Annotated in this window: 14 protein-coding genes; 11 read left to right on the top strand and 3 right to left on the bottom strand. The window is 76.2% G+C overall.

Annotated elements, in window-relative coordinates; all coding sequences use genetic code 11:
- Nucleotides 1–97 precede the first annotated feature (97 nt).
- The 11 genes from ITJ85_RS00340 to ITJ85_RS00300 are packed head-to-tail and all read left to right on the top strand — an operon-like array spanning nucleotide 98 to nucleotide 13,545.
- Nucleotides 98–3,505 carry an oligosaccharide flippase family protein gene (locus ITJ85_RS00340; RefSeq protein WP_217914368.1) on the top strand — a complete coding sequence of 1,136 codons (3,408 nt, stop codon included), beginning with the start codon at nucleotides 98–100 and terminating at the stop codon, nucleotides 3,503–3,505.
- Nucleotides 3,506–3,552: 47 nt separating this feature from the next.
- Nucleotides 3,553–5,079, top strand: a complete 1,527-nt coding sequence (locus tag ITJ85_RS00335; protein WP_217914367.1) for a hypothetical protein — start codon at nucleotides 3,553–3,555, stop codon at nucleotides 5,077–5,079.
- 32 nt (nucleotides 5,080–5,111) lie between these two features.
- Nucleotides 5,112–6,776, top strand: a complete 1,665-nt coding sequence (locus tag ITJ85_RS00330; protein WP_217914366.1) for a glycosyltransferase family 2 protein — start codon at nucleotides 5,112–5,114, stop codon at nucleotides 6,774–6,776.
- Between the two features lie 5 nt (nucleotides 6,777–6,781).
- On the top strand, nucleotides 6,782–6,910 hold the full coding sequence (locus ITJ85_RS17305; protein WP_281412209.1) for a hypothetical protein: 129 nt from the start codon (nucleotides 6,782–6,784) through the stop codon (nucleotides 6,908–6,910).
- The gene (locus ITJ85_RS17035; protein WP_246496300.1) at nucleotides 6,907–7,557 is read left to right on the top strand and encodes a hypothetical protein; all 651 of its coding nucleotides are present in this window, start codon (nucleotides 6,907–6,909) and stop codon (nucleotides 7,555–7,557) included. The genes ITJ85_RS17305 and ITJ85_RS17035 overlap by 4 nt, the downstream gene beginning before the upstream one ends.
- On the top strand, nucleotides 7,478–8,092 hold the full coding sequence (locus ITJ85_RS00325; protein ID WP_246496427.1) for a class I SAM-dependent methyltransferase: 615 nt from the start codon (nucleotides 7,478–7,480) through the stop codon (nucleotides 8,090–8,092). Before ITJ85_RS17035 ends, ITJ85_RS00325 begins: the two co-directional genes overlap by 80 nt.
- A gap of 9 nt (nucleotides 8,093–8,101) precedes the next feature.
- Nucleotides 8,102–9,259 carry a glycosyltransferase family 4 protein gene (locus tag ITJ85_RS00320; protein WP_217914364.1) on the top strand — a complete coding sequence of 386 codons (1,158 nt, stop codon included), beginning with the start codon at nucleotides 8,102–8,104 and terminating at the stop codon, nucleotides 9,257–9,259.
- Nucleotides 9,256–10,296, top strand: a complete 1,041-nt coding sequence (locus tag ITJ85_RS00315) for a glycosyltransferase (RefSeq protein ID WP_217914363.1) — start codon at nucleotides 9,256–9,258, stop codon at nucleotides 10,294–10,296. Before ITJ85_RS00320 ends, ITJ85_RS00315 begins: the two co-directional genes overlap by 4 nt.
- Nucleotides 10,293–11,498, top strand: a complete 1,206-nt coding sequence (locus ITJ85_RS00310; RefSeq protein ID WP_217914362.1) for a glycosyltransferase — start codon at nucleotides 10,293–10,295, stop codon at nucleotides 11,496–11,498. Before ITJ85_RS00315 ends, ITJ85_RS00310 begins: the two co-directional genes overlap by 4 nt.
- Nucleotides 11,495–12,283 (top strand): ABC transporter permease, encoded by a 789-nt coding sequence (locus ITJ85_RS00305; RefSeq protein ID WP_217914361.1) that lies wholly within the window; start codon nucleotides 11,495–11,497, stop codon nucleotides 12,281–12,283. Before ITJ85_RS00310 ends, ITJ85_RS00305 begins: the two co-directional genes overlap by 4 nt.
- Nucleotides 12,283–13,545, top strand: a complete 1,263-nt coding sequence (locus ITJ85_RS00300; protein WP_217914360.1) for an ABC transporter ATP-binding protein — start codon at nucleotides 12,283–12,285, stop codon at nucleotides 13,543–13,545. Before ITJ85_RS00305 ends, ITJ85_RS00300 begins: the two co-directional genes overlap by 1 nt.
- Here ITJ85_RS00300 and ITJ85_RS00295 read toward each other — a convergent pair.
- Genes ITJ85_RS00295 through ITJ85_RS00285 form a run of 3 tightly spaced genes read right to left on the bottom strand, consistent with a single transcriptional unit; the run spans nucleotide 13,524 to nucleotide 16,248 of the window.
- A complete protein-coding gene (locus tag ITJ85_RS00295) occupies nucleotides 13,524–14,318 on the bottom strand; it encodes a hypothetical protein (protein ID WP_217914359.1) in 795 nt (264 codons plus the stop codon). The genes ITJ85_RS00300 and ITJ85_RS00295 overlap by 22 nt on opposite strands.
- Nucleotides 14,315–15,295, bottom strand: coding sequence for a GDP-mannose 4,6-dehydratase (gene gmd, locus ITJ85_RS00290; RefSeq protein ID WP_343233044.1), 981 nt, complete (start codon nucleotides 15,293–15,295; stop codon nucleotides 14,315–14,317). The genes ITJ85_RS00295 and gmd overlap by 4 nt, the downstream gene beginning before the upstream one ends.
- On the bottom strand, nucleotides 15,292–16,248 hold the full coding sequence (locus ITJ85_RS00285; RefSeq protein WP_217914357.1) for a GDP-mannose 4,6-dehydratase: 957 nt from the start codon (nucleotides 16,246–16,248) through the stop codon (nucleotides 15,292–15,294). The genes gmd and ITJ85_RS00285 overlap by 4 nt, the downstream gene beginning before the upstream one ends.
- Nucleotides 16,249–16,329 lie beyond the last annotated feature (81 nt).

The raw sequence follows: 16,329 nt of genomic DNA, 5'->3' as shown, positions 1-16,329 counted from the left end.
GCGCGGCACCGCAGTCTCCCGACGAGGACACGAGCCCATCGCCACAACGAGCCAGCCATCCGGCTCAGCGCACGCGCGCGACCGGTCCGCCGCGGGCATGACGGCCGTTCGCGGCGGAGCCCTGCTCTTCGCCGCCATGGTGATCGCCAACGCGACGAACTACGGCTTCACCATCATCGCGGGGCGGGTGCTGGGGCCGGCCGAGTACGGCGTGCTGACCGCGCTCCTCGTGCTCGTGATGCTGATCCAGCTGCCGCTGGCCTCCGTGCAGATGGCCGTGTCGCGCGAGGTCGCGCATCGGGCGGCCAGCGGCCGCGAGATCGACGCGGCGGCGCTCGTCGGCCGCCTGCTGCGGATGGCGGGCGTGGCGACCGCCGTCATGGCGGTGGCCTTCGTGGCGGCCATGGCGCCGCTCTCGCACATGCTCCAGATCGACGGCCTCGGGCCGATGGCGATCACGGGGCTCTGCCTGCTGCCGACGGTCGCGACCGTCGTCCTGATGGGCGATCTGCAGGGGCTGCAGCGGTACGGCTCGCTGTCGGCCGCGGTCGCGCTGCCGCCCGTGCTGCGCCTGGCGATGTTCGCGGCGCTCGTGGCGCTCGGCGCGAGCCTGTACGGGGCCCTCCTGGCGACCGCGGTCGCCGCCATCGCCGGGCTGGCGGCGGCCGCGTGGTGGGCGCGGCACACGCTGCGCGCGAAGGTCGCCGAGATCCACGTCGACTCGGTCGCGTTCCTCCGCTACCTGGCCCCGGTCGCGCTCGGCGTGCTGGCGGTGACGGCGCTCACGAACATCGACGTGCTCGTCGTGAAGGGCCGGCTGTCGCCGGAGGACGCCGGCATCTACGGCGCGGCCTCCAACCTCGCGAAGCTCGCGGTGCTCCTGCCCAGCGCGATCATCGGCGTGCTGTTCCCGCGCGTCGCGGCGCGGGTGGCGCGCGGCGAGGACAGCATCGACATCCTGGGCCGCGCGCTGGTCGTCACGATGGGCTTCTGCGCGCTCCTGCTCGGCACGTACGCGGTGCTGGGCGAGACCATCGTCGAGCTGTCGTTCGGCGACGAGTACGCGGAGGCGGCGTCGCTGCTCGTCATCTTCTGCATCGGGATGACGTGCTTCTCGATGGCGAACGTGCTCGTCAGCTACGAGCTCTCGCTCGGCCGGCATGCCTACGCGGCCGCGCTCGCCGGGGCCGCCGCGGTCCACGTCCTCCTGCTCTGCGTCGTGCCGGCCGACCTCGTGGCGCTGCTCTGGGTGAACGTCGCGGTGGGGCTCGCGATCCTCGCCGTCTACCAGCTCCAGCGCGGCGGCGTCTTCGCCGCCATCTGGCTCGGCGCGGCGCACGTCCACCGCCAGGTCGCGCCGGCGCAGCGGATCGCGAGCGGCATGCGCGTCCTGGCGGCCCGCCGCGCGATCGTGGCGGAGGCCGGGCTCGTGCTCGCGGGCGCCACCCTCGCGGCCGTGGCCCTGACCTGGCCGCTGGCCGCGGACGTGGGCCACGGCGTGCTCGGGCGCGGCGACCCGCTCGGGACCGTCGCCTGGCTCTGGCGCACCACCCAGGAGGGCGGTTTCTCGATCGCCGGCCAGACCCACGTGGCCCTCACGGGCGCGCCGTTCGGATGGGAGCAGGGCAACGGCGTCAACATCCAGTGGCTGCTGCCGTACCTGCCGGCCCATCTCCTCACGCCGGTGATCGGGGAGGTGGCCGCCTACAACCTCGTGGTGCTCGCGGGCCTCGCCCTCTCGGGAGCCGCGATGTACTGGCTCGTGCGGCGGCTCGGCGCGGGCGCGGCGGCCGCGGCGTGGGGCGGCCTCGCCTACATGGGGTTCCCCTGGCTGCTGGCGCGCGCCGAGAACCACGCCTCCCTGACCCACGTCTGGGGGTTCCCGCTCCTCATCCTGGCGATCGTGGTCTGGGCCCGCCGGCGCGACGCGCGCGGCGCGGTGGCGGTGGCCGGCGCGCTCGGCGCCCTGTGGATGACCTCCGGGTACTACGGCCTGATGGGGCTGGTGATCGTGGGCGTCGCGATACCGGCCGCGATGCTCGCCGGCGCCGAGGGCTCCGTGCGCGGGCGGGTCCGCGACGCCGGCATCGCCTGGGGCGCGTCCGCCGCGGCCGTGCTCACGGTCTTCCTCATCAGCCGCCTGGGAGCCGGCGACAGCGCGTTCGGCCTCGACGGCGGCGTCGGCGAGCTCGCGACCTACGGCGCGCGGGCCCACGAGTACGTCGTCCCGCCCGCGACCAACCCCTACGTCGGGGACCGCACCGCCGACTACCTCGCCGCGCGCCAGCACGGCAGCAACCCCGGCGAGACCTCGCTCTACGTCGGGCTGCTCACGCTGGCGCTCGCGGCGGCCTGGCTCGGGCGCGGGATCCTGCGGCGCCGGGCGCTGGGCCGGGACGAGCGCCGCCTGCTCCTGGTGCTGCCCGTGCTCGCCCTCGCGGCGGTCGCGTTCTCGCTGCCCAGCCCGCTCACGATCGCGGGGCACGAGGTGACGACGCCGGCGCGGCTCGTCCACGCGGCCGCGACCGAGTTCCGCGTGCCGTCGCGGTTCGTCGTCGTGCTGATGGCCGCACTCGTGCCGATGGCCGCGCTCGGGCTCGCGATGGCGATCCGGTCGGCGGGCGGGCTCGCCCACCGCCTGACGGGCCGGGCCGGCGCGGCGACGGCGGCGGCGGCGTGCCTCGGCCTGCTGGCGATCGCCGCCAGCCAGCTCGAGCTGCGCACCGACCGCACCGCGATCGTGCCGCTCGACGACGCGCCGCCCGAGTACGCGCTCCTCGACCGCGCGCCCGCGGGCATCGTCGCCGAGTACCCGCTGCTGGCGTCGCGCGAGCCCGCGAGCGCCGAGACGCTGGTGTGGCAGCGCGGCCACGGCCGGCGCCTGCTGAACGGCGCGCCGGCGGGCACCCCGGGCGACGGCGTCCGGGCCGGCGTGCTCGACCCGGCAGCCCCGGGCGCGGCCGGCTCGCTCGCGGCCCTCGGCGTCACGGCGGTCATCGACCGGCGCGACCCGGCGCGGGCCCTGGAGCTGGGCGCCGGCTACGAGCTGATCGGCCGCGCGGCGAACGGCGTGGCCGTGTGGCGGGTCACCGCGCGGCCGGGCGTCGCCGTCTCCCTCACCGGCTTCGGCGAGCCCGAGGCGGCGGGCGCGGGCACGTGGATGCAGTGGAGCGTGGCCGACAGGGGCGAGATCATCGTCGTCGCCCCGGAGCCCGGCCTGTACCGGGCGACGTTCCAGGTGGGCTCCTACGGACCGGCCAGGTCGGTCGCCGTCGCCGGCGCGACGGGGGCGCGGACGATCCGGGCCGGCGCCATCGAGCCGCGCGAGCTCCTGCTGCGCCTGCCGCGTGGCCGCTCGCGCATCGGCTGGTCCACCGACCCCGGGCCGCAGCCGATCCCGGACGGGCGCAGCGTCGGCATCACGATGTCCGGCTGGACCGTCACGCCGGCCCGGCGGGCTGCGCCCGGCGACGCCGTGATCGCGGCCCCGGTGGGCGGCGGGTGACGCCGCCGGGGGCCGGCGGGGCCGGCGCGAGGTGGCCCCGCCTCCTGGTGGCGGGCACGGTGCTCGTGGTCCTGCTCGCGGCGGGGATGCGCCTCGCGTTCATGCTCTCGCCGGCCGGGCGCTTCGACGGCGACGAGGCCGTCACCGGGATCATGGCCCAGCGCATCCTCGGCGGGGAGCTCTACGCCTTCTTCGCCGGCCAGACGTACATGGGCGCGTTCGAGCAGTACCTGCAGGCCGCCGTCCTCGCCGTGGCGCCGGACACGCACACGGCCCTGCGCGTCGTGCCCTTCGTGATCGCCACCGCGACGGCCGCGGCGGTCGTCGTGCTGGGGCGGCGCGTGACCGGATCGACGGCGCTGGCGCTGCTGGCGGGCGCCCTCTTCGCGCTGGGCCCCTACTACAACGTCGTGAAGGGGGTCCGCAGCCACGGGGCGTACGCGTCGGCCGCGCTGGCGGTCGTGCTGGTGGCCGTGCTCGCCCTGGCCGTCGATCCGCGCGCCCGGCGGTCCCGCTGGACCGCCGCCGCGCTCGGGATCGCCTGCGGCTTCGCCCTCTGGGAGAGCACGCTCACCGCGTACGTCCTGATCCCGGCCGTGCTCTGGGGCCTCGGCAGCGCCCGGGGGGCCCTGCGGCGGCTGCTGCCGCCGGCGCTCGCGGGCGCCGTCGTCGGGGCGGCCCCGCTCATCGTGCACCGCGCGATCCACGGCCCGTTCGCCGCGTCCGGCCGGCCACCCCAGCCGCACTCCGAGCCGGGGGCCCGGCTCGAGAACCTGCTGCGCCCGGTGCTGGACCAGTTCCTCGGCGCGAGGGAGCTGGGCGGGGTGACGCCCGTGACCGGATGGATCCCGCCGGCCCTGGTGAGCGCGCTCGCGCTCGCCGCCCTCGGCGCGGCCGCCTGGTCGCGCCGCCGCGGGCTGCGCGACCTGGTGCTGCTGCGCCGCGGCGAGCGCAGGCCCGTCGACCTGCTGATCGCCGCGGCGCTCGTGTGCCCGCCGATCTACATCCTCAGCGACTACACCTGGTTCACCGGCGAGCCGCGCTACATCTTCACGCTGTACCCCGTGCTCGCGGTGCTGCTCGCCGCCGCCGTGGGCGCGGTGCGGCCGCGGGCGCTCGCGGCGGCGGTCGCCTGCCTGCTCGTCGCGCTGGTCGGCGGGCTCTCGGCGGCGCAGCTCGCCGAGGCGATCGACGCGGACGGCTACCCGCCGATCCAGGCGGGCGGCGTGGTGCGCACCGAGCACGCCGACGAGGTCGCCGACGCACTCGAGGCGGAGCGCGTCACGGCGGTCTACGCCGACTACTGGGTGGCCTATCCGCTCCAGTACGCCGCGGGCGACCGCCTGGCCGTCAGCGCCTTCGCCGACCAGCGGTTCCCCGAGCTGGAGGCCGCGGTCGCCGCCAGCCGGGAGCCCCCCGCGTACGTGGCCCCCGAGGGCGACGGCGCGGCGGCGATCGCGGCCTCCCTGCGGGACACCGGGACGCGATTCCGCACGCGCCGGGTGGAGGGCTACGTGCTCTTCCTCGACCTCTCCGAGCGGCGCACGCCGCGCGAGATCGGGCAGCCGCGCTGAGGGGCCCCTCGCGGACCTCTAGAGTGGGCCGGATGCACGACGCTGCGAACCAGCGCGAGCGCTCACCGATCCCCGAGGCGCCGCCGGCCGCCGAGCGCGCCCGCCCCATGCTCTCCGTCGTCGCCCCGGCCTTCAACCAGGCGGCGACGATCTACGCCAACATCGCCGAGATCGCCGCCCGTCTCGAGACGCTGGGCGTCGGCCACGAGCTGATCGTGGTCTCGGACGGCAGCCTCGATCGCACGCGCGACGAGCTCGACCGCCACTCCGTCCGGGGCGTTCGGGTGCTCGCGTACGACCGGAACCTGGGCAAGGGGTACGCCCTGCGCACCGGGTCGGCGGCGGCGCGCGGCGACTACGTGGCCTGGATCGACTCCGACCTCGACCTCGACCCGGCCGGCCTCGCGCGCTTCATGGACCTGATGGTCGAGCACGACCTCGACGCCGTGGTGGGCTCGAAGCGCCACCCGGAGTCGCAGGTCGCCTACCCGGCCCGCAGGCGCCTCTACTCCTGGGGCTACCAGCAGCTGGTGCGGGCGCTCTTCCGGCTCGACGTGCGGGACACGCAGGTCGGCATGAAGCTCTTCCGCCGCGAGGTGCTCGACGAGGTGCTGCCGGTCGTGCTGGTGAAGCGCTACGCGTTCGACCTCGAGATCCTCGCCGTCGCCCGCGCGTTCGGCTTCGACCGCATCGCCGAGGCGCCCATCCGGCTCGACTACCAGTTCGGGTCGAGCGGCGTGAACTGGCGCGCCATCGCCCAGGCCCTCTGGGACACCGCGGCGGTCTTCTACCGGCTCCGCCTGCTGCGCTTCTACGAGCGCCGCCGGGTGCTCGCCCGCCGCGTCGCGGCGACCCGGCCGCAGCGCCCCCCGTCGGTCACGGCGGTGCTCGTGCCGCTGGAGATCGACGCCGCCACGCAGGCCGCCGTCGAGCGGGTCCGGCGGGTGCTGCCGGAGGGCGGGCGGATCCTGGTGGCCGCGCCGGGCGCGCCGGAGGGGTCGCCGCCCCTGGTCGGCGCCGAGGTCGTGGCGTCGGGGACGGGATCGCGCAGCGAGCGCATCGCGCGCGTCCTCGGGCGGGTCGGCACCGACGTGGTGGCGTTCGTCGACCAGGAGGCGCGCCCGAGCGACGGCTGGGCCACGAGCGCGCTCGCGCTCTTCGGCGACCCGACCGTCGGCGCCGTCGTCGGTCCGACGGTCGCGCTGCTCGACGGCGACGACCGGCGCGACGCGGCGGGCATCCTGCACGAGTCGCGGCTCGGCTTCGGCGGCGCCCGCGTGCGCCACCACGTCGGCCGGCTGCGCGAGGTGGGCGACTTCCCGGCCTCGAACCTGTTCGTGCGCACCGCCGCGCTCCAGCGGGCGCTGGAGGAGGGCCACGCGCTCGACGACGACCTGTGCGCCGTGATGCGCCGGCGCCACGGCCAGGTCGTGCTGTGCAGCCCCGACGTCGTCGTGGCGAGCCGCCCGACCCCGCTGTTCCGGCCGCACCTGCGGATGCTCCACCGGCTGGGCCGCGACCGCGGCCGCCGGGTCGGCACCGCGCGCCCGCTGCGCCCGCGCCACCTGGCCCCGACCGCGCTCGTGCTCGCGCTGGCCGCCGCCCCGCGGCCCTGCGCGCCGGCGGCGCCGCGCGGACGGCGTGGGCCGCGGTCCTCGGCGCGTACGGCGCCGCGCTGGCCCTGTTCGGGATGCTGATGCTGGTGCTCCACCGCCGCCCGGTGCTCGCGGGCATGACGGTTGCGGGGGCGGCGGCCTCGCACGTGGCCTTCGGCCTCGGCGTGCTGCGCGGGGCGGCCGACCGGCTGCGCGGCCGCGGGCGCGGCCGGTGAGCGAGCCCGCCCAGGAGCCCGCCGTGGACGTGGAGCGCCTCGTGGACGAGCTGCGCGAGCGCGTGGCGCGGATGCGCGCCGCCGGCGCGTACGCCGACGACCTGACGGGCATCGACCTGGAGCTCCCGGCCGAGTCGGCGCCGGTCGTCTTCCGCCCGCAGCTCGCATACTCCACCAAGCGCGGGGTCGGCAAGCCGCTGACGCTGCTGAAGCGGGCGATCCTGCGGCTGCTGGTGCACGTCTTCGACGACCTCGCCCGCCAGACGAGCACCGCGGTGCAGCGCCTCGACGGCGAGCTGCGCGAGGTGCGCCGCCACGCGGACGAGGCGCTCGCCGCCGAGGCGGTGGCCCGCTCCCGGGCGGAGCGCGACCTGCAGTCGCTGATGGGGCGGATCGAGGCCCTCGAGCGCCTTGAGACCGGCGTGCGCCTGGCGCGGCTGGAGCGCTCGCGGCCGGCCGGCGCGGCGGCGGCCCCCCGGCCCCGCCGCGCCCGCCCCGGACGGCGGCGCCGCCGTCCCGATGGACTACCCCGCCTTCAAGGCCCGCTTCGGGGGCTCCCCGGAGGAGATCCGCGCCCGGCAGTCGTCGTATCTCGACGCGCTCGAGGGCCGGCGGCGCGTCGTCGACCTCGGCTGCGGCCACGGTGAGCTGCTGCGACTGCTGCGTGAGCACGGCGTCGGCGCCTACGGGGTCGAGACCGAGGCGGACTTCGTCGCGCGCCTGGAGGAGGACGGCCTCGAGGTGCTCGAGGCCGACGCGCTCGCCCACCTGGAGGGGCTCGAGCCCGGCGCCGTCGACGGCGTGGTCGCCAGCCACGTCGTCGAGCACCTGCCGGCGGCGGTGATGATCCGGCTCATCGGCCTGGCCCACGACCGGCTGGCCGAGGGGGGCGTCCTCGTGATGGAGACGCCGAACCCCGAGTCGCTCGTCGCGGGGTCGGTCAACTTCCACCGCGACCCCACGCACCTCGCGCCGGTGCATCCCGACACGCTGGCCTTCCTCTGCGACATGGCGGGGTTCCGGCGGGTGGAGGTGCGCCGCCTGTCGCCCACCCCGCCCGAGCGCCTGTTGCCCACCGGCGGTGGCGAGGGCGCGCTCGCCGAGCGGCTCGACGCCGTGGTCGGCCGGCTCAACGACCTGCTCTTCGGGCACCAGGACTACGCCGTCCTGGCCTGGAGGTAGCGCCCCGCCGTGCGGGTGGTGTGGGTGGTGCCCCGGTACGGACGCGAGGTCGTCGGCGGCGCGGAGACCCTGGCGCGCAGCCTCGCCGGCCGGGCGACGCCGCCCGGGTGGCGCGTCGAGGTGGCGACGACCTGCGCGCTCGACCACGACACCTGGCGCAACGAGCGCCCGGCGGGCGCGGAGGTCGTGGACGGGATCACGGTGCGGCGCTTCCCGGTCAGCCCGCGGGCGCGCGGGCGCTACGAGCGGCTGCACGCGGCCGTGCTCGAAGGCCGGGCGACCTACCTCGACGAGGTGGAGTGGCTCGCCCAGAGCGTCTGGTCGGAGGAGCTCGAGCGCTGGCTGGAGGACGACGACCACGACCTCGCGATCCTCTGCCCCTACCTGTTCGGCACGACGGTCTGGGGGACGCTCGCCGACCCGGACCGCGCGGCGGTGCTGCCGTGCCTGCACGACGAGCCCTACGCGCGGCTCGAGACCGTGCGCCGCATGCTGGCCGCCGCGCGCGGCTGCGTCTTCAACGCGCCCGCGGAGGAGCGGCTGGCGCGCCGGCTCGCCGACGTCCGCGGCGGCGGGGTCGTCGGCATGGGCTTCGACCCGCCGGCCGGCCCGCCCCGGCCCGGCTTCGCGGCCGAGCGGGGCCTGGGCGAGTACGTGCTCTACGCCGGCCGGCTGGAGCACGGCAAGCGGGTCGACGTCGCCGTGGACCACGCGGTGCGCTACGCCCGCGAGCGCCCAGGCGCGCCGCGCCTGGTGCTCATCGGCAGCGGCGGATACGAGCCCCCCGCCTCGGCGGCCGGGGTCGTGACCCGGCTCGGGTACATGTCGGAGGACGACAAGCGCCGCGCGTTCGCCGAGGCGCTCGCGCTGGTCAACCCCTCGCCGTTCGAGAGCCTCTCGATCGTGCTGATGGAGTCCTGGCTCGAGGGCACCCCCGCGCTCGTCGCGGCCGGCTCGGAGGTGATGCGCGAGCACTGCGAGGCCTCCGGCGGCGGCGTGCCGTTCGCCTCCTACGACGACTACCGGGACGCGCTCGACGCGCTGCGGGCCGACCGGGAGGCCGCGCGCGCGATGGGGAGGCGGGGTCGCGAGTACGTGCTCGACGTGTACGGCTGGCCCGCCGTCGCGCGCCGCTTCGCGGACGTGGTCGGCGGCCTGGCGACGTGACCACGGTCCGCCAGCTCCTCGCGGCCGCCGCCCCCGGGGACGCCGTGACCGGCCAGGCGCTCGCGTGGGGCGAGCTGCTCGGGCGGTGGGGCCACCGGTGCGAGATCGTCGCCGAGCACGTGCACCCCGACCTGACCGGACGCGTGCGGCGCCTCGCCGACGCCGGCGACCACGGCTCCGGCCCGGTGATCCTGCACCTGTCCATCTGGAGCGCCGTCGTGCCCGCGGCCCTCGACGCGCCCGGCCCGCTCGCCGTGTGCTACCACAACGTCACGCCCGGGCGGCTGCTGCGCGCGCACAACGCCGCGCTGGCCGACGACTGCGATCGGGCCCGCGCCATGCTGCCCGCGGTGGCGCCGCGCGCGCGGGCGGCCGTGGCCGACTCGACCTTCAACGCCCGGGAGCTGACCGCCGCCGGGTGCGCGGGGGTGGCCGTCGTGCCGCTGCTGCTCGACCTGCCGCCCGCGCCGCCGCATCGTCCGGCCGGGCGGCCGCCGTCGATCGTCTCGGTCGGCCGCATCGTCCCGAACAAGCGGCTGGAGGACGTGATCCGGGCGTTCGCGCTCTACCAGCGCGAGCACGCGCCGGACGCCCGCCTGACGCTCGTCGGCGGCGCCGGCGGCTTCGAGCGCTACCGCGAGGCGCTCGAGCGGTTCGTTCCGCGGACGGGCGCCGCGGGCGTCCGCCTGACCGGCTGGGTGCCCCAGGAGGCGCTGGAGGCCGCGTACCGGGAGGCCGACGCGTACCTGTGCATGTCCGAGCACGAGGGCTTCTGCGCGCCGCTCGTGGAGGCGATGGCCCGCGGCGTGCCGGTCGTGGCGCGCGACGCGGGCGCGGTGCGCGAGACGGTGGGCGGCGCGGGGCTGGTGATCGAGCGCGACCTGCCGCTCGCCGCCGAGGCGCTGCACGAGGTGGTCGCATCCGATGCGACCCGGCGGGGCCTCGCCGCGGCGGCCGCCCGGCGGCTGCGCGAGCTGGACCCCGAGTCGGTCGGCGCACGGCTGCGGAGCGCCCTCGCCCCGGTGCTGGGCGCGTGAGCCCGCCCCTGCGCGTGGCGCTCGTCGTGCAGCGCTACGGAGCGGAGGTCAACGGCGGCGCGGAGGCCCTCGCGCGGCGCGTCGCGGGCCTCATCGCCGACGCCGTCGATCTGACGGTCGTCACGACCTGCGCGCTCGACTACCGCACCTGGGAGGACCACTACCCGCCGGGCGAGCACCGCGTGGAGGGCGTGCGCGTGCTGCGCTTCCCCGTCCCCGAGCCACGCGATCCCGAGGCGTTCGACGCCCTCTCGCTCCGCGCGTACGCGGCGCCGGGCGACGTCGACCTCGGGCGGCGCTGGCTGCGCGCCCAGGGGCCGGTGGCGCCGGGGCTCCTCGACCACCTCGCGGACGGGGGCTACGACGCCGTCGCCTTCGTGACCTACCTCTACGCGACGACCGCCGAGGCGATCGGCCTCGTCCGCGACCGCGCGGTGCTCGCCCCGACCCTCCACGACGAGCCGCCCGCGCGGCTCGCCGTGTTCGACGAGGTCTTCGACGCCGCCCGGCTGCTGCTGTTCAGCACCCCCGAGGAGGCCGAGTTCGCCGGGCGCCGCTTCGGCGTGGCCGCCGACCGCGCCCGCGTGGTCGGCGCGGGCCTCGACCCGCCGCCGGCCGCCCGGCCGGCCCGGTTCGCCGCGTCGGCCGGCGGCCGGCCCTACGCCCTCTACGTCGGCCGGATGGACGGCTCGAAGGGCGTGCCCGAGCTCGTCGCGGCCCACGCGCGCTACCGTCGCGCCCGCCCCGATGGGCTCGACCTCGTGCTGATGGGCGGCGGGGCGCTCGACCTGCCGTCGCACCCGTGGCTGCACCGCACCGGGTTCGTGGGCGAGGAGGTCAAGCACGACGCCCTGGCGGGCGCCGCCGTGGTGGTGGTGCCGTCGCCGTACGAGAGCCTCTCCTTCAGCCAGCTCGAGGCGTGGAGTCACGGCCGGCCGACGCTGGCCAACGCGGCCTCGCCGGTGCTCGCCGGCCAGTCGCGCCGCTCGGGCGGCGGGCTCTGGTACGCCGGCGACGACGAGTACGCGGTCATGCTGGACCTGCTCGCGCGCGCCCGGCCGCTGGCGGCGGCGATCGGGCGGCAGGGCCGCCGGTTCGTGCGCCGCGAGTGCAGCTGGGAGCGGGTGCGGGCCGCCTGGCTCGACGCCCTCCGGGAGGCGGCCGGGGCCGCCGGCGAGGCCGGGCTACACTCGGCGCGATGACGGCATCCGCGCTCGCGCGCCACGCGCCGCTGTTCCGCAACCTCGCCCGGCGGGAGGTGCGCCAGCGGTACAAGGGCTCGGTGCTCGGGCTCGCCTGGGCCCTCATCACGCCGGCGATCATGGTCGGGGCCTACTCGGTCGTCTTCAAGTTCCTGCTGCGCCTGGACATCCCGAACTACGCCCTGTTCCTGTTCGTGGGCCTGACCGTCTGGACGTTCTTCATGGGCGGCGCCCAGGTCGCCTCGCGCAGCCTGGTCGCGAACGCGAGCCTCGTCACGAAGGTGCGCTTCCCGCGCCAGATCGTGCCCCTCGCCGCCATCGCGGGCAACGGCTTCACCGCCGGGGCCATGCTCGCCGTGGCGCTGCCGCTCTGCGCCTGGCTCACGGAGGGCTCGCCGCTGCCGCTGGTGAGCCTGCCGCTGCTCGTCGTGCTGCTGGGCGCCTTCACGGTGGGCTTCGGCCTGCTGGTGGCCGGGCTCAACGTCTACTTCCGCGACGTGGAGCACATCGTGGCGGCGGTGAGCATGCCGTGGATCTTCCTGACGCCGATCTTCTACTCGTTCGACGCCGTCCCGGGGCTCGAGGGCCGCGGCTGGGCGCTCGACCTCCTGCACTACGCCAACCCCATCGCCCCCTTCGTGATCGCGATCCAGGACGCGCTCTTCTGGGGCGAGTGGCCCGCCGCCGGCGACCTCGCCTACTGCGCCGTCGCGGGGCTGCTCGCGCTCGCCGCGGGCTGGGCGGCGTTCCGGCGCCTGGAGCCCGAGATGGCGGTGGAGCTCTGATGGCGGCCGAGCGCGGCGCCATCCGGCTGCGCGGCGTCTCGCGCAGCTTCCGGGTCTTCCACGAGCGCAACCAGACCCTGAAGGAGACCCTGCTGCGCCGGCGGCGGGCGGCGTACGAGGAGCGCTGGGTCGTGCGCGAGGTCCACCTCGACGTCGCGCCGGGCCAGTCGGTCGGCATCGTGGGTGAGAACGGCTCCGGCAAGAGCACGCTGCTCAAGCTCCTGGCGGGCATCGTGCCGCCGCACGCCGGCACGGTGGAGATCGGGGGCACGGTCGCGTCGCTGCTGGAGCTCGGCGCGGGCTTCCACCCCGACTTCACCGGGCGGGAGAACGTCGTCATGAACGGGACGATCCAGGGCCTCTCGGAGCGCCAAGTGGCGCAGCGCTTCGACGCGATCGTCGACTTCGCCGAGCTCGGCGACTTCATCGACATGCCGGTGCGCACCTACTCGAGCGGCATGGCGATGCGCCTCGCGTTCTCCATCGCCGCGCACGTCGAGCCGGACGTCCTGCTGCTCGACGAGGTGCTCGCCGTCGGCGACGAGGCCTTCCAGCGCAAGTGCTTCGGGCGCATCGCGGAGTTCCGCCGCAACGGCGGCACGCTCGTGTTCGTGTCGCACGACCCGGCGGCGGTGGAGCGGGTCTGCGACCGGGCGCTGCTGCTGGCCGACGGGCGGGTGGCCGCCGACGGCGACCCCGTCACGGTGCTCGCCGAGTACCACCGCCTGCTCGCGGGCTCGGGCGGGCCGGCCCCGGACGGCTCCGGCGCGGGCGAGAGGGACGGTCGCTCCTGGGGCAGCGGCGAGGTGCGGATCGCCTCGTGCGAGCTCCGCGGGCCCGACGGGCCGACCGACCGCTTCTCCGCCGGGGACCCGCTGACGGTGGCGATCGACGTCGAGGCGCGGCGGCGGGTCGAGACGCCGAACTTCGGCATCTCGATCCACACCATCGACGGCGTGCTGCTCTACGCGACGAACACGCGCATGGACGCCCTGCCCGTCGCCGACCTCGACGGTCGCGCGCGGGTCACGTTCACGATCCCGCGGCTCGCGCTGCACGAGGGCCGGTTCGCGGTCAGCCTGGCCGTCGCGTCGCACGACGAGTCCGTCGTGTACCACTGGCTCGACCGGTGGCTGGAGTTCAGCGTCTTCCAGCGGGTGACCGGGCAGGGCCCGGTCGACCTGTCGGGCTCGTGGGCGCTGGCCCCGGTCGCCGCCCCGGACGCGGGCGCCACGGCGCGTCAGCCGCTCGGGTCGACGTAGCGACGGCCCCCGGTGTGGGGACGGTGCCGCGCCCCGATGAGGGAGTAGTTCGGGGCCCGCACGGGGACGCCGGCCTCGGGCCCGAAGCCCTGCGCCAGGTCCTCGCGCACGAAGAAGGCGTTGACCCCCGCGAGGTCGGTGTGGACGAGCCGGTAGCCCTTCGCCGTCGCGAGGGCGCGCAGGGCGCCGAGGGAGGCGCCGAAGTAGTCGGTCTCGTCCCAGGCGACCGCGGGCTCGAGGGGCTGCACGAGCTGCTCCTCCGGCCGCAGGTGGGCGTTGTACTCGATCACCACGAGCCGCGGCCGCAGCTCGCTCGCCCGCCAGATCCAGTAGTCGATCCCGTCGACGTCGATCGACAGCACGGCCGGCCCGTCGGCGAGACCCGCCTCCCGCACGAGGCGGTCGATGTTCCCGGGGCCCACCGCCGCGTGGGTCGTGCGCACCTCGGGCCGGTGCTCGTACTTGCCGGAGAGGGCCGCGAAGCGGCCCTCGTCGGCCTCCATGAAGAGCCCGCGCCAGCCCAGGACGTCGGCCAGGAAGACGCAGTTGCCCTCCACGCCCGACTCGACGCCGAACTCGACGAAGCTCGCGGGGCCGTGGCCGATGCGCCCGAGGATCGCCTCGATGACGCCGTCCTCGCCGTTCTGCGAGAAGACCTTGAGCTCGGACGGCGTGAGGTCGCCGGCGGGGCCCGGCCGCGGGCCGTCCGCGTGCGCGGCGTATCGCGCCGCCAGCGCGGAGAGGGCCAGGTAGGTCGTGCGCCGGTCGCTCACCCGCCCGCGGGCGCGCCCCCGAGCCGCTCCAGGTCGGCGTCGACCATCATCCGCACGAGCCCCTCGAAGTCGACCTTCGGCTCCCAGCCGAGCTTCGCCGTGGCCTTCGACGGGTCGCCCACCAGCAGGTCGACCTCCGCAGGCCGGATCAGGGCCGGGTCGGTGCGGACGTGCTGGTGGCGGTCCAGGCCGGCGTGGTCGAAGGCGAGCTGCACCAGGCGCTCGACGGTGTTGGTCTCGCCGGTGGCGACCACGTAGTCGTCGGGCTCGTCCTGCTGGAGCATGCGCCACATGGCCTCGACGTAGTCGCCGGCGAAGCCCCAGTCGCGGCGGGCGTCCAGGTTGCCGAGCGTCAGGTGGTCGGACAGGCCGAGCTTGATGCGGGCCACGCCGTGGGTGACCTTGCGGGTCACGAACTCCAGCCCGCGGCGGGGGGACTCGTGGTTGAAGAGGATCCCCGAGCAGGCGAACATCCCGTACGACTCGCGGTAGTTGACGGTGATGTAGTGCCCGTAGACCTTCGCCACGCCGTAGGGGCTGCGCGGGTAGAAGGGGGTCGTCTCGGACTGCGGCGTCTCGAGCACGCGGCCGAACATCTCGCTGGACGAGGCCTGGTAGAAGCGGATCGCCGGGTCGACCTGGCGGATCGCCTCCAACAGGCGGGTGACGCCGACCGCGGTGAACTCGGCGGTCAGCACCGGCTGGGTCCACGAGGTGGGCACGAACGACTGGGCGGCCAGGTTGTAGACCTCGTCGGGCTCGGCCTGCTGCAGCGCGGCCGTCAGCGAGGGCTGGTCGAGCAGGTCGGCCTGGACGAAGCTGATCCGGTCGTGCAGGTGGTCGATGCGCTCGTACGACTCGGTCGACGAGCGGCGCACCATGCCCCACACCTCGTAGCCCTTGTCGAGCAGGAGCTCGGCCAGGTAGGAGCCGTCCTGCCCGGTGATGCCGGTGATGAGCGCGCGCGGCACGGTCAGTCCTCCCCGGCCGCCACCCGCTCGCGCCACCAGTCGAGCGTGTCGGCCAACGTCGTCTGTATCGGGATCTCGGGGCTCCAGCCCGTGTCCGCCCGGAGCCGCTCCGGCGAACCATAGAGGTCCGGCTGCTCGCCCTCGCGGCGCAGGGCCGGGTCGGACGAGACCGTGACGGGGATGCGGGCGATGCCCGCCAGGCCCTCCACCAGCTCGCGCACCGGCATGGAGCGGCCGCCGCAGGCCAGGTAGACCGCGTCGGGGTCGCCGCGCTCCAGCAGCAGCCAGTAGGCCCGCACCATGTCGCGCACGTCGATGAAGTCGCGCCGGGTCTCGACGTTGCCCACCCGCACCTCGACCCCGTCGCGCCCCGCGAGCTCGGCGGCCGCGATCTGGCGGGCGACGTTGGGCAGCACGAAGCGGGCGTCCTGGCCCGGGCCCACGTGGTTGAAGGCCCGCACGCGGATCGCGCGGACCCCGTAGGAGGCGCGGTACTGGAGCGCGGCGAGGTCGGCCGCGGCCTTCGAGGCGCCGTACGGCGAGACCGGCCGCAGCGGGGTGTCGGCGGTCACCGGCAGGTCCTCCAGCGGCACCCGGCCGTGGATCTCGCCGCTGGTCACGACCAGCGCCGGCACGTCGGTGGCGTGCAGCCGCAGCGCCTCGAGCAGCGCGATCGTGCCGCCCAGGTTGACCTCCCAGGTGCCGGCCGGGTCGGCGAACGAGCGCCCCACCGACGACGCGCCGGCCAGGTGCACGATGCGGTCGGGCGCCACCCGGCGCACCACCTCCGCCACCGCCGCGGCGTCGGTGACCGAGGCGGCGTGCGCCACGACCCCCTCGCCGACCGCCCCCTCGCGGCCCGGGCGCACGAGGGCGTGCACGGTGTGGCCGAGCGAGGCGCAGAGGGCGCCGAGGTGGCGCCCGGCGAACCCGGTGGCGCCGGTGACGAGGACGTCCACGACGGTCGACGCTACACACCGGCCGCCGCCGCGCGACGCCCCGCGCACGTGAGCGATCTGTGAGCTCCGCGCGCCCCGTGT

The organism is Miltoncostaea marina (assembly GCF_018141525.1).
GTDB classification, from domain to species: Bacteria; Actinomycetota; Thermoleophilia; order Miltoncostaeales; family Miltoncostaeaceae; genus Miltoncostaea; species Miltoncostaea marina.
The sequence above is the reverse complement of the archived record's forward strand: the minus strand, read 5'-3'. Positions and strand labels throughout refer to the sequence as shown.